A 21154-nucleotide genomic window follows, 5' to 3' on the forward strand; every position below is an offset into this window, starting at 1 on the left:
GCCCCTGCCCATCCACCCACATACCCATCTACTCCTTCGGCACCCATACCGACACCGACCCCGCCGTACAGCTAAATTCAGCCCAACCTTCGTCGTTGGTGGTGACCGGCTCGCTCACGTGCTCAGTGATGTCGTAGTAGGTGCAGTTGGGCCGGCCTACCTCCATCCACTTGTGGCCGTCGTCACCGTTAGTTAGCACCACGGCCATGCCGCCAGGGTTTGTTTCGTTACCGAGCCGAGTCCAGCCAATGGTGGTGGGGTGGTCGAAGTAGTCGTACTGGTCACCGAAGGCATAGGTGCTGCGCGCGTACAAGAACTTATCAATCAGCCACTTGTGGCTATCGAGCCAGATCTCATATTCGCCGCCGTCTTTGCCGGTGTCTTTGTAGTGAGCCCCATAGTAGTCGGCGTAGAAAATGCAGGGGTAGCCATCCTGACGCAGCAGAATGAGCGCGTAGGCTAGGGGCTTAAACCAGGGCTCTACTACCGACTCAAGCGATTGCAAAGGTTGCGAGTCGTGGTTATCGACCAGAGTAACGGCGAGAGCGGGCTGCTCTTTCACCAGGGTGTTGTCAAAAATGGTGGTGAGGTCATAGTCGCCACCGGCTTTGCTGGCCTCGCTAAAGTTGTAGTGTAGGGGCGCATCAAACAGATGCACATCGCCCTCAGTAACTTCAATAAAGTGGTGCAGCGCCTCAATTTCGTAGGACCAATATTCGCCCACCGCAAACAGCCTGCGGCCCGCCTGGTACCGACAGTGCTGTAGCCAGTGGGGGAAAAAGCCCGCCCGCACGTGCTTCACCGCATCAAAGCGAAAGCCATCGACCTGGGTGGTGTCGGTGTACCAGGTTCCCCACTCTTTGAGGGCCTCGCGCACCTCGTCCGATTCCATGTCGAGGTCGCAGCCCATTAGGTAGTCAAAGGCACCTTTTTCGAGGTCAACATTTTCGTCAAAAGACTTACCTTCGAATAGATAAACCGCATCGTAACCGGGGTCATTTTCGTCGTAGTCAACGGCATCAAAATGCCACCAGTGCCACTCCATATCAGAGTACTTGCCCTCACGGCCAGGAAATTTAAAGTGCGTCCACACGTTAACCGTGCGATTTTCGCCAATTACTTCATGGCGGTCGTCGTGGCTCATGGGGGTGGCTTCGACTTCTTCAAGAGCATCGCCGCCCATCATGTGGTTAAACACCACATCGGCATAAACCCGAACACCCGCTTCTTTGGCGGTTTTTATGGCCTGAAGATATTCGTCTTTAGTGCCGTATTTCGTGCGAACACTGCCCTTTTGGTCGAATTCGCCTAGGTCATACAAGTCGTAGACGCTGTAGCCTACGTCGTAGCCGCCAGTATTGCCCTTGTAGGCGGGGGGGAGCCAAACAGAAGTAATGCCAGCCTCTGCCAAGTCTTTTGCGTTCTTAGCAAGCTCATTCCACAGGTTGCCGTCGGGCTCAATATACCAGTGAAAATACTGCATCATCACGCCATTCGGCTCAGACATAACCCGCGGGCTCCGTTAAGTAATAAGAAATGTTAGCTTCGAGATTATGGCAGATGTCTTTAGTTTTTCTAGTCTGCCTATTGGGATATTGCCAAAGGCCATAATTTCTGCTTGACTGTTTACTATTGCGCTTTTTTGCGGGAAGGGTATGCTGCTTTATTTAGTTTCTAGACATTACTAAATAGGCATCTTCATACGCATTACCTAATACGTAGACGCACTCTTTTTTGTGAAAAATAAAACTTAGAGAACGTCGGTTGCGGCCGGTTCACCTTCAAGGCGGCGGGGAATGCGATCGCCCCCATCCAGCGTCTCAATCGGTTCTCCCCCAGCAGTTCCCAACCTACACACGGTTCGGAGGCTTGACCGCTTCGCGGGGCATCCGTTCTGCTATGTCCCTGAGCAGCTTCCCTGAAGGAATGCATGAATCAAATTGTTACTATCCATCGTTGGCAGACCTAGCGATGCACCCGTAACCCAGTTCATACTGCGATCGCACCTGGCCCCATTATTTTCATCTAGCCTGAATTAGAACCTATGACCTCCACTGCCGCTCGCCCGATCACTATTCGCCCCGCCACTCCCGCCGATGTGCCAGCCCTAGTGGACTTAATCAAAGCCCTAGCCGATTACGAAAAGCTGGCCCATGAGGTGACCGGCAGCCCGGACGATTTGGCCGCTGCTCTGTTTGGCGATCGCCCCTGCGCCGAAGCCCTACTCGCCTGGGTAGACGACCAGCCCGCTGGCATGGCCTTGTTTTTCCACAACTTTTCGACCTTTTTGATGAAGCCTGGTATTTACCTAGAAGACCTCTATGTGTACCCTGACTACCGCCGCCAGGGCATCGGCAAAGCGCTGCTAGTGCACCTGGGCAAGCTAGCTCTAGAGCGAGACTGCGGTCGCTTTGAGTGGAGCGTGCTCGACTGGAACACCCCCGCGATCGAGTTTTACCAGAGCATGGGGGCCGAGATTAAACCCGAGTGGCAGACCTGCCGGGTGACAGGGGAGGCGTTGGCGGCGTTTGGGGAGATGTGAGAGGGATGGGGGAGATAGGGGAGATGAGGGAGATGACGAGGACAAAGGCTTCCTCACCCTCCCTACCTTCCTCATCTCATCCACATCCCCTACCCATCCATCCACTTCCCCATTTCATAGGTATGATTCTGGCCAGAGAGTCTAAGCATTCGGTTCTATATGGCACAGATTTTTATCTCGGCGGGCCACGGCGGCTTTGAGAATGGGGTGGTAGACCCCGGTGCCGTGCTGCCTAACACCACCGAAGCGGCGGAGATGATTCAGATTCGCGATTTGGTGGTGGCTGAGCTTAGGTCGCGCCAGCTAGCGGTGCTGTCTGTGCCCGACGACCTCAGCGCCACCCAAACCCTGGCCTGGATTAACGCCCGCTGTCGCCCTGAAGATGTGGCCCTCGAAATTCACGCTGGGGTCTTCAGCGACCCGGCGGTGCGGGGTTCGGCGGTGTTTTACATTGCCAAAAACGACACGCGCCGCACCCATGCTGAAATTGTGCTGCTGGCTCTGCTGCGCCGCATCCCCCAGGTGCCTAGCCGAGGCGTCAAGCCCGACACCGAATCGCCGACAGGTCTGCTGTCCTTTTGCCGCAACCTGGGCTGCCCTTCGCTGCTGATGGAGGTGGGCTACCTAAGCAATCCCCAAGATTTGGCCGTCATTCAGCGGCAGCGCCGCGATGTGGCCCTGGGTATTGCCGACGGGCTGGCCTCCTGGAGCCGGGCGGTGGGCAGCGGCACTCCCACTGCGCCGGGGAGCAACCTGCCCGAAATTCGCATCAACCTCAACGGCGGCATTTATCCAGAAACCGGCATTATCGTCAACGGCAACGCCTACGTGCCCATCGACATTGCCGACTTGCTGGGGGTAGACGCGACCAGTTCCCCCAATATCACCCGCATTCGCTACGCCAATGTGGTCTACATCAAGGCGGTGGATCTGCAAAACTACAACGTGACGGTGACCTGGGATGCGGCGAGCCGAACGATTCGGCTGCGATCGCGCACGGGCACCCAGTTTTGCCCTGGCTCGATGGATCGCATCATGGGCAACGGCAGCACGTCAGAGACGCAGTTGACCCTGTTTCTGCAAAGCGTCAATCAGGGTGCCGTCAACGCTTACCGCGACCTGCCCAAGCTCTACCGCGAAGAGGCGGCGATCGAGGGGGTCAACCACGACATTGCCTTTTGTCAAATGCTGGTCGAAACCAACTCCCTCAACTTTGGCGGCAGCCTCAACCCGGCCCAAAACAACTTTGGCGGCATTGGCTCACCCACGGGCGGGCCAGAGGGGTCGTCGTTCCCCAGCGCTCGGGTGGGGGTGCGGGCGCAAATTCAGCACCTCAAGGCCTACGCTAGCCTCGACCCCCTGGTGCAACGCCAGGTCGACCCTCGCTTTCTGTTTGTGGTCAGAGGAATTGCCCCTCTAGTCAATCAGCTCAGCGGTCGCTGGAGCGCCGACCCAGAGTATGGCCGCAAAATTATGGCCTTTCTGCGGAGGCTTTACGAGCCGATCGTGCCGCCCTAAGCGACCACTTTGACCGCTGTCTCCCCAGGGGAAACCTGCGGCTGTCGAGGTCGTCATGGGAATGATTGGATCCTAATGTGCCGGGTTGAGCTATCGGTGATACCGTAAAAAGCGCTGTCCGGTGATCCCACACGTTCTCTACGTTCTGCCGCAACCGATGAATTTACTTCGCCAACCCCTGTTTGGGCTGCTGCTCAGCCACTCCCTAGGCCTTCTCAAACATGGTTTCAGCCTATCGGTGCTCTGGTGGCTAGCAACGCTGCCGGTGCAGGCGGCGGTCGAAATGCGGGTGGCTGTGGGCGATCGCCTCAATCAAGCGGTGGTCGGCAGCTCTACCCCAGCCGTGGTTAAAAACGGGACAGGCCAAGGCGTGGGCCAAATTCCCCAGGGGCGATCGATCACTGTCACTCCCCAGGGAAGCGGGCTAAAGCTAGCTGATTGGCAGGGGCAGGCCTTTTGGGTAGAGCCGACCAGCGGTGGCTATATCTTTATCAACGACAAATGGTATCGGGGTCGGGTGCTGGTGGTGCCCATCGATGGCAAAGTGACCGCCGTCAACTGGGTGGATCTCGAAGCCTATCTCTACGGCGTCGTCGGTGGTGAAATGCCCGCCAGCTGGCCCCACGAGGCGCTTAAGGCCCAAGCGGTAGCGGCTCGCTCCTACGCAATGTATCGGCGCGATCGCACCCAAGGCGACCTGTTTGATGTGGGAGGCACCACGGCCCATCAGGTCTATGGAGGGCTGGCCGCCGAAGCTCCCTCTGTACAAGCTGCCGTCAACGCTACCCAGGGCCAGGTGCTGACCTATGGAGGCCGAGTGATTGAGGCGGTGTTCCATTCCTCCTCCGGCGGCTATACCGAAAACTCTGAAGATATTTGGCAAAGCGCCACCCCCTACCTGCGCGGCGTGGCCGACTACGACCAAGAGGCTCCGGTGTTTCAGTGGTCTGAGACCTTTTCGACCCAACAGATTGCACAGCGTATTACTGGCATTGGCCGCCTAACAGGAGTTGTCACTGAGCGCGCCACTCCCCAGGGGCGCATCGCCTCCATTCGGCTCCAGGGCACCCAGGGCACCCGCACCATGACGGGCACCGAGTTTCGCCAGGCGTTGGGTCTGCGTAGCTCATTATGTTCTCTTACCCTGACGGGCGATACCCTACGGGTTGACGGGCGCGGTTATGGCCACGGCCTGGGCATGAGCCAGTGGGGCGCGCGCGGGCTGGCCACCCGAGGCCAAAACTACCAGCAAATCTTAGCCCACTACTACCAGGGCACTGCTCTCTCTAACCTGCGAGTGGCCACCACCGCCAAGCAGGATATGCCGCTGCTGCTAGATCCCAAAGTGCTTCAGCCCGGCCTAGCCCATTAGATTAGCGGCGGTAGAGGTTGCGATCGCCCCAGGGGATATGCTAAATTCGACCTCTGCAAGGACGTATAGCTCAGTTGGTTAGAGCACCACGTTGACATCGTGGGGGTCACTGGTTCGAGTCCAGTTACGTCCATTTAGTTTAAATGTACAGTGACGCTTTATTTGTCATCGGTGACATATTCATGTCGCTGGTGCCACATTAGTGTCATCGAGGCAAAATTCTGTCGCCAAAGGACTGGTGACAAATTGATGTCGTTCAATAATCAATGTGCGGCCCCAGCCACCTGCCGTAGCTGTCAGCGGTAGTTATGGCTTGGACGGCGAGGCGATCGCCGTCATGGGCGAGTCTATCGGGCCAAGCTGCGAAAAGTGATTTCACGTTCAATTTCCCGCTTCTGGCTATCAGGGATGGGTGTTTGGGAATTTTGTGTCTATTCAGAAATAGACAATGACCACCCCTTTACGCTGGCTCTACGGCGGCTCCAACCGCAAACACCACCTGCGCATGTCGGTTACCTGCGCGATCGCACTGTGCAGCCTCTCTGTCGTGAACCCTGGGGTAATGGCCTGGGGTTATTGGTGGCAGATGCCGCGCGAGGGGCTGTGGATTGTTGCTGGGGGCACTGCCTACCTACATGAACTGTGGGCCACCGCAGACCGGGACGTGGAAGCACAAACGCAAACCACCCTGTCTCTACTGGCTGCCCTATGACCACTTTGTGAAGCACCGGGGGCTGATGAGTCACGGTCTGCTGATTGGCACCGTGGCGCGGGTTATCTACGGGTGGTGGCCTGTGCTGCTCGGTCTGTCGTGGTTATGGGGAGTGTCACCGTTTGGGGCGGCGTGGTTGGGCATTGCGATTGGGCTAGGGTGTTTCGTAAATGACCTGGGGAACCTAGCGATTGATCTATAGCTAGATAACTGCACACCGGGGCTAAATAAGCACGAATTGGGCACGACAAAGACTGGGGGCAAGGTGCTGCCTGGCTTAGTCAAGCGCCGCGAGAAGGAGAGTGACACCCGAACGCTGCCTAGAACTGACTATTGGCGGCAATTGATGACTCTACCTAGGCCACGAATAACCATTAGCCACGACCAAAGCATCGACCCCGTCACCGCCATGATGGCAGCAGGCCGGGCGATCGCTTTCTGAGAAAAGAGACGGCCGAGGGGCGGCAATGGGGTCCAGGCTCGATCGCAACCTACTAACTACATCCCACCTCATCAGAGCCCCTGATAGTGACTAGGACAAAGAAGACCAGGATCGGATGGTCTTTAATTCTGTCCACTCAACCAACGGAGACAACCAATCTTAAATGACCTTTCGCACAACGGAATCAGGGTCGCGATCGCACGCGGAGCCATCAGTGAAATGAAGCGATCGAACACCTCAGGGAATACTTGGACCATCTACCCCTCAAGGACGGGCTTGCAATGCTGACCATCCTACAAATCCAGAACCATATTTAGCCATGATCCGGAAGACGCTTAATGTATTTTTTCCGCTAGCGATCGGAGTCATCTTGTTCCTGATGGCGGAAGAAGCTTTCAATGCTGCCTTTCCTTTTGCCCTGCCGGCCTCAGTAATCCTGGGGCTGGCAGGCACACTCTCTGTCCTTTACGCTTTGGCGCAAATCAAATGAAGACCAAGACTCTTGGAATCTCGATCGTTCTTTCTGCCACTCTTCTCGGCGGCTGCGCTACCGTCCCTCCCGGCAATGTTGGTGTAAAGGTCTACCAGGCAGGCGGCAAGCGTGGTCAGATGGAAACCCTTGAGGTGGGGCGCTACGGTGTCAACCCGGTGACAGAGGAGATCTACAACTTCCCCACCTACCGCCAGAACCTGGTTTGGGAGCGCAGCGACAACCCTGACGAGAATGAGCAGATTACCCTCAACTCATCTGAGGGCGCTAGCTTCACGGCAGACGTGGCTATCTCCTACAGCTTCGCCCCTGACAAGGCCGAGCAAATCTTTTCTGAGTTTCGCCAGTCCCCTGAAATGATTGCGGATGTCTACGTTCGACGCATGGTACAGGACTCCTTCAACCGAGTCGGCTCCACCATGAAAGCAATCGAAATCTACGGAGAGCAGAAAAGCCTGTTCCTCGATACCGTCCTCAAGGAGATTCAGTCCGACCTAGATCCCCTCGGCTTCCAGGTCCACTCCATCAGCTTTGTCTCCCTCCGTCCAGACGCAGAGCTACAGGCTGCCATCAACTCTGTCATCACCGCCAAGCAGGAGGCTGAGCGGGCGCGACAGGAAGTAGAGAAGGCGAAGGCCAACGGTGAGGCAACGGTCGCCACCGCCCGCGCCCAGGCAGAAGCTAACCGCCTTCAGCAACAGTCCATCTCCGCTGAACTACTCCAGCAACGTGCCATCGAAAAGTGGAACGGGGTTCTCCCTCAAGTGACGGGCGAAACCGTCCCGTTTATCAACCTCCAGCAACCCGCTCCGCCCGCCCAGTAGCCTGCCCACGCGATCGCCACATAAACGGCTCAAGCATCGCGGTCAGTGGTCAGCACCGACCAAAATAAATCCCACCGGCCAGTGCAGCCAGTGGGAAATTCTCAAGATGTATCGCAAATATGCTGAGCCTAGGTTGCCCCGATTGGTAGAGGGCGGCACAGGGGTAAGCCGAATGGCTTAGATGTGGCCTTTGGGTGCCGTAAGTAGTTGCGACGGCTAGCTGCGCGCAGTGTCGTCAGTACCACCGGGAGCACATAGCCTCAGTGCCCGTACAGAGTATGCGACAGCTGAATCCGCCCGCTCCAGGCTAGCAGTGCGTAGCGAATTGAAAATGTCACCAGGGCCATAGCCTCAACTAAAAGCCAGTCGTTCATCATCAGCTCCATTGCCTTAATCGCTGGCGATGTTCAACTCCAAAAAATTGTCTCTAGAACGCAGTGATTAAAGTTGCGACAACAAATCTTAATATGGCGGTTGAAGCCGTTGCTACAAAGGTTTTGGGCTTCAAAACAAGGGTTTTCCAAAGGTTATAACAACAGAGTTTTAACCTTGTCGTGCACGTGCTGCCCAAGAAATCTACGTTTTGTTACAGCTTTCCTGATTTAAATCTGCCTCGTCAACTTACTCGTAGTGAGCATGAAAACTTTAACCAGCCTGATGCTTGAGCTCCCCTAAGCACCAGGTGTAGGAGTGTTTGCATGAGCCCCCTCGATTCTGAAGCCCTTGCCTCTGAGACGGCTCCCGTCTCCCCTCAGCCCATTACATTTGCCGAAACGGATGACGCTGGAGAGCAGATTGACGGAGCTGTCTCCATCATTTCTGATCTGGCACAGCCGTTGGCGTTTATTACTGGAACTGTTTCTGGAGATGCCGATCTCTTTCAAATCTTTATTTCGGGTGAGCAGCCTTTTTCAGCGACAACGCTGGATGCAGAAACCCTGCTTGGCCTGCCCATCGACAATGCGTTGGGGATTCCCACCAGCCTGCTGGAAGATCCCCAGCTCTTTCTGTTCGATGCCGCAGGCAACGGTATTTATGGCAACGACGATCTGTTTGGTTCAGCCCAGGCCACCTTGCCGTCTAGGTCAGGCTTGCTTACTCCCGGCATCTACTACCTAGCCATCTCTGGCTTCGATTACGACCCCATCAGTACCGGCGGGGAAATCTTTGCTGACGAATCCTTCGATGGCGTCTTGTTGCCCACTGGATCGGGTGCAGGCTCTCCTCTAGTGGGGTTTGCTGGAGAGGATGCCCCTAGCGGTAATTACACTATCGCTCTTACCGGTGCCCAAACCGTCACGCCGACCCCACCGCCCGCAGCCTTTGACCTATTGGGCCTGACCGACAACAATCAGCTCGTGTCGTTTTCTACAGACAACCTGGTTCAGACAACCACATTGTCTGTGACTGGTATTGAGGGCACCCTGATCGGCATTGATGTGCGTCCGGCCAACGGATTGCTCTACGGCCTCACGACTACTAACCAGCTCTACACCCTGGCCCTCAAGGGCGACGTTGCCGAGGCAACGCTGGTCAGCACCTTATCTCAGCCTTTTGAGGGCAGTGCCGTTTCGGGCTTTGACTTCAACCCCGTGGCCGATCGCCTGCGTCTGGTGGGTGAGAACGATCAAAGCTTCCGCATCAATGTTGATACTGGTGCGGTGACTGTGGACGGCACCCTCACCTTTGGCTCTGGAGATGTCAATGTCGGAGTTAACCCCAGCGTGACTGGGGCTGCCTACACCAACTCGTTTGCGGGCACCACAGCGACGCAGCTCTTTGACCTTGACGCTGAGCTGGACAGTCTGGTGTTGCAAAACCCGCCCAACGATGGCACGTTGCAAACGGTAGGCGGGCTGGGTTTTGACCTCGCCACCCTAGGGGGGTTCGAAATTGTGGCCTCCTCAGCGGGAGACAATACTGCGTTTGTGGTGTCTGATGCGACCCTTTATGCCCTCAACCTTGAGTCTGGGACTGCAACCAGCCTGGGGGCGATCGGCACCGACGACATGATCAGCTTCCAGGGATTGACGACCGCACCCTCGATCGCCGACGTTGAACCATTGCCCGAGCTGTTCGACCTGACCGGCTTTGATAGCAATGTGGCAGTTAACGTTATCCAACAGCTTTCCCGTGAAGCCTTCTTTGATAATGTGCTGGCCTTTTATGAAACCGACGCCTTGGGACGGGTGGATGGCTTGCTGCCCGGGGACGCAGGCTATGAAGCCGCCGTTGCCGCCAATCTTCTCGATGGCATCGCTCTGACGGTTGGCAACAATCAAAGTATTGATGTGGGGCTAAACCTCCTTGGCGGAACCTACTACGCGCCGGCATTGCTGATCGATGGCAACATTCAAAACCTGGCGACAGTAGGCGACGCGGCCCTAGGGCAGACGCGCATTAAGCGTGAGGGAAACACGTTGCTGTTTGAAGATGCTGGAGATTTTGACTTTAACGACTTAATTGTGACGCTTTCTCCTGAGGTCAGCGTGATCGTTTAAGCGATCGCAAAGTTGGTCTCTATTATCCCATCGACAAGTTTTGGGAGTTAAGCTACTTGGCTTTCAAAACCCCGATCACTAGTTCTTATCCAAATCAAGGGTTATACCTACAATGAAGACCACGAACCAGACCTTTAAAAAGTCTCTGCTTGCTGCTGGGTTATTGCTTGGGCTTGCGACCACCATTGGCGCAGGCGCTGTGTTTGTCAACGCATCTGACCACGATGACGGCGAGTCAGAAATCAAAGGACGCAACCTGAACCTGACCGATCTTTATGTGTTCCGAGAAAGCGATCAAAATCCTGCCGCTTCACCGGAAAATTTGGTGCTGATTATGGATACCAATCCCCGCTCTGTAGCAGGGCAGCAGTATTATTTCAGCACCCGAGCGAAGTACAAATTTAATATTTCCCGCGTTAGCAACAAAGATGCTACGCCGACAGGGTTATCGGATGTTGTCCTAGAGTTTGAGTTTGGCCCGCCGAAAGGCAACAATAGCCAAGACTACAAGATGACGATCACCAAAGACGGCAGCAAGGACGTGATTGAAGGACAGACAACCGCGCTGCAAGAGACCCCAATTCTGAATACGGGCACCGTCGATGGTTCAAACGTTCAGGTATTTGCAGGCCTGCGCGAAGATCCGTTCTTTTTTGATGTAGAGCAGTTCTTTCGGGTGCGGGCTGGGGCGCTGGGCAAAGGGCCTGCAGTTGGGTTTCGCGACCCCGCTACAGCGGTGGACTTTACCAAGGGGTATAACGTCAATGCGATCGCCGTTCAGCTGCCGATCGACCTTTTACAGGGCTCAAGCAGTGCCACGACCTTTGATGTGTGGATGACGGTAACACTGCCGGGGAGCAAGAAGTTTAATCAGGTCGAGCGCTTGGCTCGCCCCGCTATCAATGAGGGCCTGATCGTCACCAACGACTTCTTGAACACCCTTAACAGCGTTGACCCAGCCTTTGAGGCCGCAATTTTGGCGGGTCAGGAACCGGCAGCCAGTGCGGGGGCTCCTATTGTTGCAGAAGCCAAACAAACGCTGCTGGCGCTCGGCAATAGCGAGGAGCGGGCCAATGCCCTGCTCGGGGCCTTTCTGCCCGACGTCATGCGGATCGACACTACTGGGCCGAGCGGCTACGCCAGTGCCGTTAATGCTAAGGGCAGCCCTATTCGGGGGCGACTACTGTTAGACGACGTTGTCGATATCACGCTCTCGGTGCTCACTAACGGCGCCATCACCAGCGACGGTGTGTCCTATCAAGGAACCACCGGCAACCAGGCCCAGGGCCATGACCCCTTAGAGCCGGCTTTCCCTTACCTGGCTCCTGCTAACTAGCCGCCCACACTCTCTCTATTAACAGCAAGGAGAGTAAGTCGTTAGGTTTTGGCGATCTGCCGCCAGCCGTTCAGCAGCAGCCAGAACCTAACGCTTAGCAGCGGCAGTTTCCTTTGATTCTTCCGTTTGAGGCTGGGTTAGGAGCAATTAGTTCATGGCTCCGTTACTTGGTGCTGGTCCCCTGGGCGGGTGGAGACGTTTGGTAAGTGTAGGACGCGATCGCAATGGTACCCATCAAATCAATAGCATCGGCTTCGGGGCGAGCATCTATGTCTAGGGGCCTAGGTTTGGGTCTGCTCGCGCTTGGGGCAGTCGCTCTGACGCAGGTTCCAAACTGGCAATGGCCGACGTTTTGGCCTCAGACTGCCTACGAATATTCGTTTCCTGACTTTCTAGATCGCCAGGGTCAGCAAACCCTAGAGCAGTCGATTTCGTTCTACCAAGGGCAGGTGCAAAAGAACCCAACCGATGGGCTCGATCAGGCGACGTTGGCCAATCTCTACATTCAAATGGCCCGCGCCACGCGTAACGATAGCTGGTACTTACTGGCAGAAAAATCGGCGCAACAATCGCTGGCAAATTTGCCCTTCGATAATCAAGGCGCAATCTTGGCCCTGGCTAAGATCGCTGAGGCACAGCATGACTTTAAGACCGCCGTTAGTCTAGCGGAAAGCGTAGGCACCCCCGAAGCTTTAGGTTTAGTGATTACTTCTAAGCTGGCGATGGGCCAGGTGTCAGAAGCACAGCCTTTAACTAACGCGTTAGCGGAGCAGTATCCGTCACTGGGGAGCCTGACGCTCAAGGCCCTGGCCCACAAAGCCCAAGGGCAAGATGACCAAGCCCTGTCGGCTTTTCAGCGGGCGATCGCAGCAGAAGAACCCGACAACCCCGCCGGTTCGGCCCAGACCCGCGTGTTTTTGGGCCGGTTTTACGCTCAGCGGGGCGACTACAAAACGGCTCAAGCCCTTTACGATGAGGCGCTAAAGATCGTCCCTAACCATCCGCTAGCGCATCTTCAGCTGGCGGAGTTGGCAACGGTTCAAGGACAATATCGCAGGGCCAAACACCACTACCACGAGGTCGGCGGGCCAACCGCGCTCCACGGCCTGGCTCGAATCGAAGCCCTGCGCGGGCGAACGGCAACCGAGGACTGGAATGTGGCCGAAACCGAGCTGCGACGCAACGTCGAGGGCAACGCTCTGGGGCATCGGCGCGATTTGGCCCATCTACTGCTAGAACGGGGTGACCCTGCCGATGTGGCAGAGGCGGTAGCGCTGATGGAAACCGAAACTGCCAACCGCCGAGATGCTGAAACCCTCGATATATTGGCCTGGGCGCTGGGGGCGGCGGACCGACTGCCCGAGGCCCAACAGGTGATCCAAGAGGCGTTAGACCAAGGGGTGCGCAGTGCGGCGATCGCCTACCGAGCAGGAGAGATTGAGTCAGCTCTCAATCATCCCGCCCAGGCGGCAGAATTTTTTCGCCAGGCGACAGCGATAGATCCCACGTTTACCCCCCAGACTCGGCAACGGTTAGGCCTGACCAAACAGGAGGAACTTTGATGATTACCCAGCAGTTGCACCAGAATTTGCGCCGACTTCGTTTTCGCTCGTACGGTGTTTTGGGGCTGCTGGTCGCCCTTAGCTGCATCGTGGTTGGGCTGGCGATCGCCCCACCCGCCGCCGCCCACTGGGGCGATTTGGCCGCTGCTGAAATTGCCCTGGAGGGGACTGAGACCCGCATCGCCCTGACCTACCCAACCGGGTTGACCGCCTTTGCCGATGACGACGGCAGCGGACAACTCTCTACCGCCGAACTGATTCGCCATCGAGAGGCGCTAACGCGAGAGCTTGAGTCTGCGATCGCCCTTAGAGACAGCCGCAACCAATCGCCCCAGCTAACCCTCCAGCCCGCCGTAGACATCGCCTCTGCCAATGCCAGAACTGCCCCCGGCAGCCACACCACGCTGCAACTCCTATACTCCTGGACCGAGCCACCGTCGGGGTTGGCGATCACCTACACCCTTTTTCCGGTTGATGCGCCCGAGGCAAGTTGCTTGGCCACTATTGCTCAAAACGGGCAGGTCACCAACTACGTCTTCACCCCTGAAGACTCCTCCTTCACTGTGAAGTCAGCTAGCTCAGCTGCGTTAGGCAGCAAGGCCTGGTTTGTCACGCTGCTTGGGGCATTTTTGTGGGGTGCGGTACACTCGCTGTCGCCGGGGCACGGCAAAACCTTGGTAGGGGCCTACCTGGTAGGCGAACGCGCCACCCCCCGCCACGCCCTGTTTTTGGCGCTGATGACCACCGTCACCCATACCCTCGGTGTCTTTGCCCTCGGCCTCATCACCCTAGCGGCAGCCCGCTATGTGCTGCCCGAGCAAATTTATCCCTGGCTGAGCCTGATCTCCGGGGTCATGATTGTCTGCATTGGTGCCAACCTAATTGTCCAGCGGCGGCAGCGCGCTGGCCATCAACCCAGCGCCCACGCTCACTCCCCCGGTGAACTGGCTCACACCCATGCTCCTAGCACCCATGCTCACTCCCCCAGTGAACTGGTTCATGCCCATGCCTACACAAATTCCCCCGCCCACGATCACCATTCCCATGACAGCCCTCACCATGCCCATGGGCATCACTCTCATGCCCGCGATCACCATGATCACGACTCCGTTCATCCCCCCCATGCCCAAGCTCACGGGCACCACCACGGCAGACATTCCCACAGCCATTTGCCCGTGACGCCCGACGGCACTGCAATGTCCTGGCGCAGTCTGCTGCTGCTGGGATTGTCGGCGGGGCTGGTGCCCTGTCCGGCGGCCCTGGTGCTGCTGTTGGGGGCGATCGCCTTTGGCAATCCGATCTCGGGGTTGCTGCTGGTGGTGGCCTTTAGTCTGGGGCTGGCCAGCGTTTTAGCGGGTTTGGGCCTGCTGCTGGTTTCGGCTAAACGGATGTTTAGGCAAGTTCCCGCGCCCCGCCTTCAAGCGTTGCAGTGGCTGCCGCTTGCGAGCGCGGTGGGCATCACCATCATCGGCCTCGGCATTTCGACCCGATCGATCATGCAGCTGCTCTAGCGCTTAACGCCAGGTTCACCGCCCGCGTCTTTGCTCACCGACCAACTTGCCCCTTTGACTAATTGGATGCACACCATGCCAACCCTGCTGCGATGGACGATGACCCTGCCCCTGGCGATCGCCGTCGTCTCGCCCGCCCTAGCTAATCCGGCTTCCCCCCCGCGCCAGGCTGAATCCGTCGTTTCGCTCTTTTGCTACATGGTCACTACCGATGGCCAAGTGCGCGACCTGTCGTCACTGTGCGGTAGCTCGTCGGATGCTGCCCCTCAACAAGTGGTTCAAAATACCGAGCCCTGCTATTTCCTCGATAGCGACGGCAAGCCCTGTACTGCAACGGGTAGGCCCCCCTTTAGTAACTAGGTTTAGAGCGTTCCAACTAAATACTTATCCGGGATTTCACCATAGCTCTGACCCCAACGGGACGAGTTCGCGTCCTTGGAAGGGATGTCTTTCTAGTTGGGATAGTTTTAGAGGGTGTTTGAAAAGCCCTCTGGAGTAACTTAAACTACCTTAACTACTGAGGGACGACTACGAAGGAATGAGGGTTTCAAGGAACGAGGTGATCCGTACAGGTGACTTTTGATCCTCAATCCGACCCTTTTAAAACATCCTCTTAGGGGGCAGCTGGGCTGACTTCACAGGCGTTTCAATTGCGGGGCTGGCCCATGGCCTAGGAGTCGTCTTTAATCCAGAGCTGGATTAGAAAAATATGTGGCAATTAGGTCATCTAAAGCAAAGGAATGTGAACAGAGGGTAGAACGACTATCCTCAAGCTCAACTACCGCAACACTGCCCAGGTGCTTATGCTGATGAGTTTGCTAAAGAGGTCATGCAGCCCTCTGATAGCGCAGATGAGGAAATGCCGCCGCTAGTGCAGCCCTCGAGTTCAAGAGGCATCATAGACACGCCATGTCCGCATCCCCCGGTGCTTAAGGACAGATTCAGCAATCAGGATCTCATTCTCTACTACCTCCATGATGATCAAATAATCCCCTCGGTTAAATCTGTCGCTGTACATTTTTGTTTGTTCCGCTGGCACCAGCCATCCTTGAATAGCGCCATATAGACCACCAGCAGTTGCAGCAATTCCACTTCCAAGAAAGGTTGTTAAAAGGCTTTCTATCGCTAATATCTGACCAATGCCGGGAATTAGCAGGCTAGCGAGTCCTACAATCAGGGCAAGTGAACCTACTCCTATACTTCCCGCGATCGCGCCTGTTTTTGCACCTTGCACTCTTGTAATCGAAGGCTGCCCTAGACTTTGACTATCTAAACTATTGTTATCACCAGATGACTTGTTGATCACTGAGAGCTTGTGCATGGGAAAACCCTTGTTTTTTAGCTCAGCTATTGCCTGTTCTGCGTCTCGGCGGTTGGAGAATATGCCGATCGCACGTTTGAGATTATGAGAAGCCATAAGACAAAAATGGATATCAACACTACAAAATTTGTGGGACAAGCACGATCCGAGGAGCGGCTTTATTGAAGTCATTTATGTCAGCGGAGCAAAACGCTTCAGCAACGCCGCTAAAGCAATCATGGGTAACCCAATGCCAAGGCAGATCAAGCCTTGAGTCAGAGTTAATGCTTCAGTCGCGAAGAGCCTATTCATGAGGCTCCATTGGCTAAATAAAAGTTGAAGTATGAAAACCCCTGCAATACCGAGCGCCACAGCGTAACCGAGTGATTCATCTTTACCACGTAGCCTTGCAACGATCGCGGGAATAAAGCGGCTGATCCCTAACAAGTAGAATGCTTCTGCGGCAACCAATGCTTGAATCGCCATCGTTCGTGCTAGGTCTTCGTTTCCAGTGGTACGAACAATCCAATTAAACGTTCCGAAGATCACAATCCAGTTAAACAGCGAAACGGTTAGAATTCGGCTGATTAGCTTGCGTGATAGCAGCGGTTCATTAACAGGACGAGGTGGGTGCTGCATCACATCTGGAGAAGGCGGCTCAAATGCCAGCGGTAGGCTCAAGACCACAGAACTGACCATGTTCAACCAGAGAATTTGCACGGGCAGAATTGGCAGTGGCGTTGCTAGCATCACGGCGATCAAAATGGTCATCGATTCGCCACCGTTTACGGGCAAGATAAAGGCGATCGCCCGCAACAGATTTTTATAAACAGTGCGTCCTTCTTCAACAGCGGCTTCAATCGAAGCGAAGTTATCGTTCGTCAGAATCATATCTGCTGCTTCTTTCGTGACTTCGGTGCCCGTGATGCCCATTGCCACGCCAATGTCAGCTTGCTTCAATGCAGGCGCATCATTGACTCCATCTCCGGTCATTGCCACAATCTCACCTTTGGATTGAAGTGCTTCTACAATCCGCAGTTTTTGCTCAGGTGCAACTCGTGCAAACACATTGCTCTGCTCAACAGCGTTGGCTAATCCTTGCTCATCTAGTTGGGCAAGTTCCTGACCTGTGACAACAGGTGCATTTTTTGTCTGATTTAGGCCCATTTGTTGAGCGATCGCCGCTGCTGTTTTGGCATGGTCGCCTGTGATCATCTTGACCTGAATCCCCGCAGACTTACAAGATTCGATGGCGTGAATTGCTTCGGGACGAGGCGGATCGATCATGCCTTGCAATCCCAGAAATACCAAACCCTGCTCCAGGTCAGAATGATCAATCGAGCTTTGGGAATCAGGAACAGCTTTCCGGGCAAGTGCCAGAACCCGCAGCCCTTTTTTTGCCATGCTCTCTACAGTTTGCTCAAGCTGTGTCGGGTTAAGGGCGATCGCTTCTCCATCTTCATCAACCATCTGACGACATCGTTTGAGGATGGCTTCAGCCGAACCTTTAACATAAATCAACCGTTCTGGTTGGTTGCGATGCAGTGTTGCCATATATTGAAATTGAGATTCAAACGGCAGGGTGTCAAGTCGAGGAATCGCCTGCTCCAGCTTGTCTGTAACGAGTCCCGCTTTGTGAGCGACAGCAACCAGTGCTCCTTCTGTGGGGCTACCGACCACCATCCAGTTTCCGTCCTGCATTTCTACATGGGAGTCGTTGCACAACAGTCCAGCTTGCAGGCATTCATATAAAGCTGGTGTCTTTGCCAGATCAATTGCGTGTCCATTCAGAGAGATCTCACCATCCGGCGCATAGCCTCCGCCACTCACCCGAAAACGCCTGCTACCAGCATCAATTTCTTGAACCGTCATTTGGTTCTCGGTCAGAGTTCCGGTTTTGTCAGAACAAATCACGGTGGTACTGCCCAGAGTCTCGATCGCCGGCAGTTTGCGAATGATGGCGTGGTGTTTTGCCATCCGAGATACGCCGATCGCCAATGTCACGGTGAGAATGGCAGGCAATCCTTCAGGAATCGCACTGACCGCCAGCGCAACCGCCGCCTTAAACACTTCAATCCAGGAAAACCCTTGAGCAATGCCAACAGCAAAGGTGAAGGTAGCGAGTCCCAAAATGACGTAGAGCAAGGTTTTGCTGAATTTATCAATCTTGCGAGTCAGGGGAGTGTCTATGGTTGTACTTTGCTGCATCAGTTGGGAGAGGTGCCCGGTTTCGGTCATCTCACCAATGCCCACAACAACTCCACGCGCTTGCCCAAAAGTGATGAGGCTGCCGGTGTACACCATGTTGGTGCGCTCTGCGAGCGGAGCGTCTGCTTCGAGGGGATCGAGGTTTTTTTCGACTGGAACCGATTCTCCTGTAAGGGCTGATTCGTCTACCTGTAAGTCACGAAGTTCGATCAGCCGCAGATCCGCAGGTACTTTATCGCCGGAAGATAGCAAGACGAGATCGCCAGGAACCAGTTCGCGGGATGAAACAACTTGCTTCTGACCGTTGCGGTGAATGGTTGCATCGGTTGTAACCGCTTCTGATAAGGCGGCGATCGCATCCTCTGCCTTAGACTCTTGTACAAAGCCAATGATGGCATTGAGCAGCGTCACCCCAAAAATCACGCCCGAATCAATCCACTCTCTCAGAAACGCTGTCACCAACCCCGCAACTAGCAAGATGTAGAGCAATGGCTGATTGAACTGTTGAAGAAAACGCACCCAAGCGCTCTGTTTCTTCTGAGCTGTCAACTGATTCGGACCAAAGCGATCGTGTCGCTCTGCTGCTTCTGTAAAAGATAAACCCTGCTCAGGATCAGTTTTGAGCGAACGGACAACCTGCTCTTGGGAAAGGTGATGCCATTGCTGTTCTGTAGATTTGACGCTGTCCAGTACTGCCATCTCATTGCCTCCCGACCTCATACCATCTGGAGCAGCACGGCTGCTGTAAGCCAGCATTGCTTGCTTCTCTACCTCTCTAGCCTCCTTCAAGAAAGTGATCCAAAAGTGAGTGCCAAATCTCTACTACTCACTTTTGGATCACATTTGTAATATAAGACTGAGAAAAGATGGAGGTAGCTTATGGATTTGCAAGCTCTATTTCACTGGGCTTATGTGATTGCGATGGCGATCGGCGCATTATATTTCATTTCACTTGGCACCAATCCGCGTGGTGTTCCCAAATATGAGTATTTAATTGCCACTTTTATTCCCATCTGGTCGGGTTTGGCTTACATGGCAATGGCACTCGGTCAAGGGAAGATCGAAATTACAGGCCAAATTACTCACTACGCTCGCTACATCGACTGGATTGTCACCACCCCTTTACTCCTGCTATCACTTTCCTTAACAGCAATGTATTTCATTGCCAAAGACTGGATATTAATTGCTTCACTCATGGGAACCCAAGTGATCGTCGTGGTATCAGGGCTGATCGCTGACCTGTCCACAACCGATGAAGCCAGATTTCTTTGGTACACCTGTGGTGTTGTTGCGTTTCTGGTTGTCCTTTGGGGAATTTGGGTGCCTTTGCGGACTAAAACTCGTGGGCAAGGGGTAGAGTTATCTAGGCTGTATGACACACTTCTGAGCTACTTTACGGTGCTATGGATTAGCTACCCGATCACCTGGTTGATTGGTCCTTCTGGTTTGGGTTGGGTCAACCAGACGATTGAGACACTATTATTTTGTGTGCTGCCCTTTTTCTCCAAAGTTGGTTTTAGCTATTTAGATTTGAATGGTTTACGTCGCTTAAACCGGATCAAAAACAGTGTAAATACTGCAAGTCACGACGTAGCCTATTGATACAGTCGTCTCATTCAACAATTTCATAGCGAACGAGTTGCCGCACATCTTGAAGAGATAGCTGAAGTTCTTGCGCGATCGCCGCCTCGATTTGGTTAATGTTGGTCATCGGCAATTCCAGTTCCAACCGCTTCAAGATGGGTTCCGTTGTTTCTACCTCAACCTGCGTAACCCCCTGCTGTCGATTGACGGTTGCATTGATTAGCAAAACGTTGATGGATACAGTTGCCTTAAGCTGGGTATCTGCCTGAAGTCTTGTTTCGGTCAGTTGGGGTTGCCGCAGCTCTTGAGCCATCAGAGTATTGGTGCCAAACCAAAAGGCGATCGCCACAAACGGCAGTGGCAACCAGAATTCTGCCCCCGATGCTTGGAGCCAATGTTTGATTGCCCGCCACCTACTATTATTTCTCATCAGCTTATCTGTTCTGCTGTCTGCACTCTAACAATCTAATCTGCCTCAAAATCTGGCTCAAAGGGGATGTTTACATTGTGCTAAATGCCTATGCTCACTCTTGCAAGCCGCAAGGGGAGCAGCAAAGGAATGAGAGTTCTGCTGGTAGAAGATGACCCAAAACAACTGATGCCGCTGCAAATGGCGCTCTCTCAGGCAGGACACAGCGTCGATGGTGTCAATAATGGTGAGACGGCTCAGTGGCTTTTATCAGAAAAAGAATATGATCTGCTGATTCTAGACTGGATGTTACCGCATGTCAGCGGCGTAACCCTCTGTCGCCAATATCGAGCAGCCGGGAAAACAGCTCCAGTTTTGATGATCACGGCAAGAGACACTACGCCTGAGAAAGTAACTGGCTTAGACGCAGGCGCAGATGACTACCTGGTGAAGCCGATTGACCTGGTGGAGTTCATGGCACGAGTCCGGGCATTAAGACGGCGATCGCCCCTCTGGCAGGGAGATACACTAAGTCTTGAGGATCTGCACCTCCACCTCGATACCCTGACTGTCAAACGGCAAGATGACACTGTTGCTCTTTCCAGTCGTGAGTTTCAACTGTTGGAGTACTTCATGCGCCACCCTCGACAGGTATTAACCCGCAACCAAATCGAGCAGGCAGTGTGGGAGTGGGGAACCGAACCCGAAAGCAATGCAATCACTGTCCTGATTCGCAAACTGCGTCAACGCTTGCAGACTGTAGGAGCAGCTGACTGGGTTGAGAGCATTTATGGCATGGGTTATCGCCTAACGCCTCCTGAAACGCATGAATCTTGAAGGCAA

General features: G+C 54.7%; 19 protein-coding genes and 1 tRNA gene. 15 read left to right on the forward strand and 5 right to left on the reverse strand.

What is annotated here, in order from left to right; genetic code table 11:
- Window positions 1–28: 28 nt before the first annotated feature.
- A complete protein-coding gene (locus H6F57_RS22920; protein WP_190624482.1) occupies window positions 29–1507 on the reverse strand; it encodes an alpha-amylase in 1479 nt (492 codons plus the stop codon).
- A 537-nt stretch (window positions 1508–2044) separates the two neighbouring features.
- Here H6F57_RS22920 and H6F57_RS22925 point away from each other — a divergent pair.
- From H6F57_RS22925 to H6F57_RS22960, 8 genes are all read left to right on the forward strand, one after another.
- On the forward strand, window positions 2045–2542 hold the full coding sequence (locus tag H6F57_RS22925; protein ID WP_190624483.1) for a GNAT family N-acetyltransferase: 498 nt from the start codon (window positions 2045–2047) through the stop codon (window positions 2540–2542).
- A gap of 159 nt (window positions 2543–2701) precedes the next feature.
- Window positions 2702–4060: an N-acetylmuramoyl-L-alanine amidase gene (locus tag H6F57_RS22930; protein WP_190624484.1), complete on the forward strand. Its 1359-nt coding sequence runs from the start codon at window positions 2702–2704 to the stop codon at window positions 4058–4060.
- Window positions 4061–4217: 157 nt separating this feature from the next.
- Complete coding sequence (locus H6F57_RS22935; protein WP_190624485.1) at window positions 4218–5432, forward strand: SpoIID/LytB domain-containing protein; 1215 nt, start codon at window positions 4218–4220, stop codon at window positions 5430–5432.
- 59 nt (window positions 5433–5491) lie between these two features.
- Window positions 5492–5565: transfer RNA gene (locus tag H6F57_RS22940), tRNA-Val, on the forward strand.
- 315 nt (window positions 5566–5880) lie between these two features.
- Window positions 5881–6144: a hypothetical protein gene (locus H6F57_RS22945; protein ID WP_190624486.1), complete on the forward strand. Its 264-nt coding sequence runs from the start codon at window positions 5881–5883 to the stop codon at window positions 6142–6144.
- A 25-nt stretch (window positions 6145–6169) separates the two neighbouring features.
- Complete coding sequence (locus tag H6F57_RS22950) at window positions 6170–6346, forward strand: hypothetical protein (protein WP_242024714.1); 177 nt, start codon at window positions 6170–6172, stop codon at window positions 6344–6346.
- Between the two features lie 36 nt (window positions 6347–6382).
- Window positions 6383–6586 (forward strand): hypothetical protein, encoded by a 204-nt coding sequence (locus H6F57_RS22955; protein ID WP_190624488.1) that lies wholly within the window; start codon window positions 6383–6385, stop codon window positions 6584–6586.
- A gap of 486 nt (window positions 6587–7072) precedes the next feature.
- The gene (locus H6F57_RS22960) at window positions 7073–7900 is read left to right on the forward strand and encodes an SPFH domain-containing protein (RefSeq protein WP_190624489.1); all 828 of its coding nucleotides are present in this window, start codon (window positions 7073–7075) and stop codon (window positions 7898–7900) included.
- A gap of 260 nt (window positions 7901–8160) precedes the next feature.
- Here the strand turns inward: H6F57_RS22960 and H6F57_RS28130 are convergent, their stop codons facing one another.
- Complete coding sequence (locus tag H6F57_RS28130; protein WP_277881795.1) at window positions 8161–8286, reverse strand: hypothetical protein; 126 nt, start codon at window positions 8284–8286, stop codon at window positions 8161–8163.
- A 312-nt stretch (window positions 8287–8598) separates the two neighbouring features.
- On the opposite strand from H6F57_RS28130, the gene H6F57_RS22965 reads away from it, so the two are divergent.
- The 5 genes from H6F57_RS22965 (at window position 8599) to H6F57_RS22985 (ending at window position 15170) form a co-directional block, all read left to right on the forward strand.
- Window positions 8599–10401 (forward strand): DUF4394 domain-containing protein, encoded by a 1803-nt coding sequence (locus H6F57_RS22965; RefSeq protein WP_190624490.1) that lies wholly within the window; start codon window positions 8599–8601, stop codon window positions 10399–10401.
- A gap of 112 nt (window positions 10402–10513) precedes the next feature.
- Window positions 10514–11737 carry a DUF4331 domain-containing protein gene (locus tag H6F57_RS22970; RefSeq protein WP_190624491.1) on the forward strand — a complete coding sequence of 408 codons (1224 nt, stop codon included), beginning with the start codon at window positions 10514–10516 and terminating at the stop codon, window positions 11735–11737.
- Window positions 11738–12006: 269 nt separating this feature from the next.
- Entirely contained in the window at window positions 12007–13299 is a 1293-nt protein-coding gene (locus H6F57_RS22975) for a tetratricopeptide repeat protein (protein ID WP_206753724.1), read from the forward strand.
- Entirely contained in the window at window positions 13299–14810 is a 1512-nt protein-coding gene (locus tag H6F57_RS22980; RefSeq protein ID WP_190624493.1) for a sulfite exporter TauE/SafE family protein, read from the forward strand. The genes H6F57_RS22975 and H6F57_RS22980 overlap by 1 nt, the downstream gene beginning before the upstream one ends.
- A gap of 54 nt (window positions 14811–14864) precedes the next feature.
- The gene (locus tag H6F57_RS22985) at window positions 14865–15170 is read left to right on the forward strand and encodes a hypothetical protein (protein ID WP_190624494.1); all 306 of its coding nucleotides are present in this window, start codon (window positions 14865–14867) and stop codon (window positions 15168–15170) included.
- A 526-nt stretch (window positions 15171–15696) separates the two neighbouring features.
- Here H6F57_RS22985 and H6F57_RS22990 read toward each other — a convergent pair.
- Complete coding sequence (locus tag H6F57_RS22990) at window positions 15697–16227, reverse strand: hypothetical protein (RefSeq protein ID WP_190624495.1); 531 nt, start codon at window positions 16225–16227, stop codon at window positions 15697–15699.
- A gap of 75 nt (window positions 16228–16302) precedes the next feature.
- On the reverse strand, window positions 16303–19017 hold the full coding sequence (locus H6F57_RS22995) for a cation-transporting P-type ATPase (protein ID WP_190624496.1): 2715 nt from the start codon (window positions 19015–19017) through the stop codon (window positions 16303–16305).
- A gap of 180 nt (window positions 19018–19197) precedes the next feature.
- Here H6F57_RS22995 and H6F57_RS23000 point away from each other — a divergent pair, with 180 nt between their 5' ends.
- Window positions 19198–19920 carry a bacteriorhodopsin gene (locus H6F57_RS23000; RefSeq protein WP_190624497.1) on the forward strand — a complete coding sequence of 241 codons (723 nt, stop codon included), beginning with the start codon at window positions 19198–19200 and terminating at the stop codon, window positions 19918–19920.
- 10 nt (window positions 19921–19930) lie between these two features.
- Here H6F57_RS23000 and H6F57_RS23005 read toward each other — a convergent pair whose 3' ends face one another.
- Window positions 19931–20266: a hypothetical protein gene (locus tag H6F57_RS23005; RefSeq protein WP_199294878.1), complete on the reverse strand. Its 336-nt coding sequence runs from the start codon at window positions 20264–20266 to the stop codon at window positions 19931–19933.
- Between the two features lie 195 nt (window positions 20267–20461).
- Between H6F57_RS23005 and rppA the strand changes: the two genes are divergently transcribed.
- Complete coding sequence (rppA, locus tag H6F57_RS23010; RefSeq protein WP_190624509.1) at window positions 20462–21148, forward strand: two-component system response regulator RppA; 687 nt, start codon at window positions 20462–20464, stop codon at window positions 21146–21148.
- The last annotated feature ends 6 nt before the right edge of the window (window positions 21149–21154 follow it).

It is taken from the genome of Leptolyngbya sp. FACHB-60, assembly GCF_014695775.1.
Classification (GTDB): domain Bacteria; phylum Cyanobacteriota; class Cyanobacteriia; order Phormidesmidales; family Phormidesmidaceae; genus Nodosilinea.

What these genes read in the sequence shown, in the direction of transcription:
- H6F57_RS22935 (WP_190624485.1), top strand. Translation starts at nt 4,218, where the DNA reads ATGAATTTACTTCGCCAACCCCTGTTTGGGCTGCTGCTCAGCCACTCC.
- H6F57_RS22980 (WP_190624493.1), top strand. Translation starts at nt 13,299, where the DNA reads ATGATTACCCAGCAGTTGCACCAGAATTTGCGCCGACTTCGTTTTCGC.
- H6F57_RS22960 (WP_190624489.1), top strand. Translation starts at nt 7,073, where the DNA reads ATGAAGACCAAGACTCTTGGAATCTCGATCGTTCTTTCTGCCACTCTT.
- H6F57_RS22970 (WP_190624491.1), top strand. Translation starts at nt 10,514, where the DNA reads ATGAAGACCACGAACCAGACCTTTAAAAAGTCTCTGCTTGCTGCTGGG.
- H6F57_RS22995 (WP_190624496.1), bottom strand. Translation starts at nt 19,017, where the DNA reads ATGGCAGTACTGGACAGCGTCAAATCTACAGAACAGCAATGGCATCAC.
- H6F57_RS28130 (WP_277881795.1), bottom strand. Translation starts at nt 8,286, where the DNA reads ATGGAGCTGATGATGAACGACTGGCTTTTAGTTGAGGCTATGGCCCTG.
- H6F57_RS23000 (WP_190624497.1), top strand. Translation starts at nt 19,198, where the DNA reads ATGGATTTGCAAGCTCTATTTCACTGGGCTTATGTGATTGCGATGGCG.
- rppA (WP_190624509.1), top strand. Translation starts at nt 20,462, where the DNA reads ATGAGAGTTCTGCTGGTAGAAGATGACCCAAAACAACTGATGCCGCTG.
- H6F57_RS22920 (WP_190624482.1), bottom strand. Translation starts at nt 1,507, where the DNA reads ATGTCTGAGCCGAATGGCGTGATGATGCAGTATTTTCACTGGTATATT.
- H6F57_RS22950 (WP_242024714.1), top strand. Translation starts at nt 6,170, where the DNA reads ATGAGTCACGGTCTGCTGATTGGCACCGTGGCGCGGGTTATCTACGGG.
- H6F57_RS22990 (WP_190624495.1), bottom strand. Translation starts at nt 16,227, where the DNA reads ATGGCTTCTCATAATCTCAAACGTGCGATCGGCATATTCTCCAACCGC.
- H6F57_RS22975 (WP_206753724.1), top strand. Translation starts at nt 12,007, where the DNA reads ATGTCTAGGGGCCTAGGTTTGGGTCTGCTCGCGCTTGGGGCAGTCGCT.
- H6F57_RS22945 (WP_190624486.1), top strand. Translation starts at nt 5,881, where the DNA reads ATGACCACCCCTTTACGCTGGCTCTACGGCGGCTCCAACCGCAAACAC.
- H6F57_RS22925 (WP_190624483.1), top strand. Translation starts at nt 2,045, where the DNA reads ATGACCTCCACTGCCGCTCGCCCGATCACTATTCGCCCCGCCACTCCC.
- H6F57_RS22930 (WP_190624484.1), top strand. Translation starts at nt 2,702, where the DNA reads ATGGCACAGATTTTTATCTCGGCGGGCCACGGCGGCTTTGAGAATGGG.
- H6F57_RS22965 (WP_190624490.1), top strand. Translation starts at nt 8,599, where the DNA reads ATGAGCCCCCTCGATTCTGAAGCCCTTGCCTCTGAGACGGCTCCCGTC.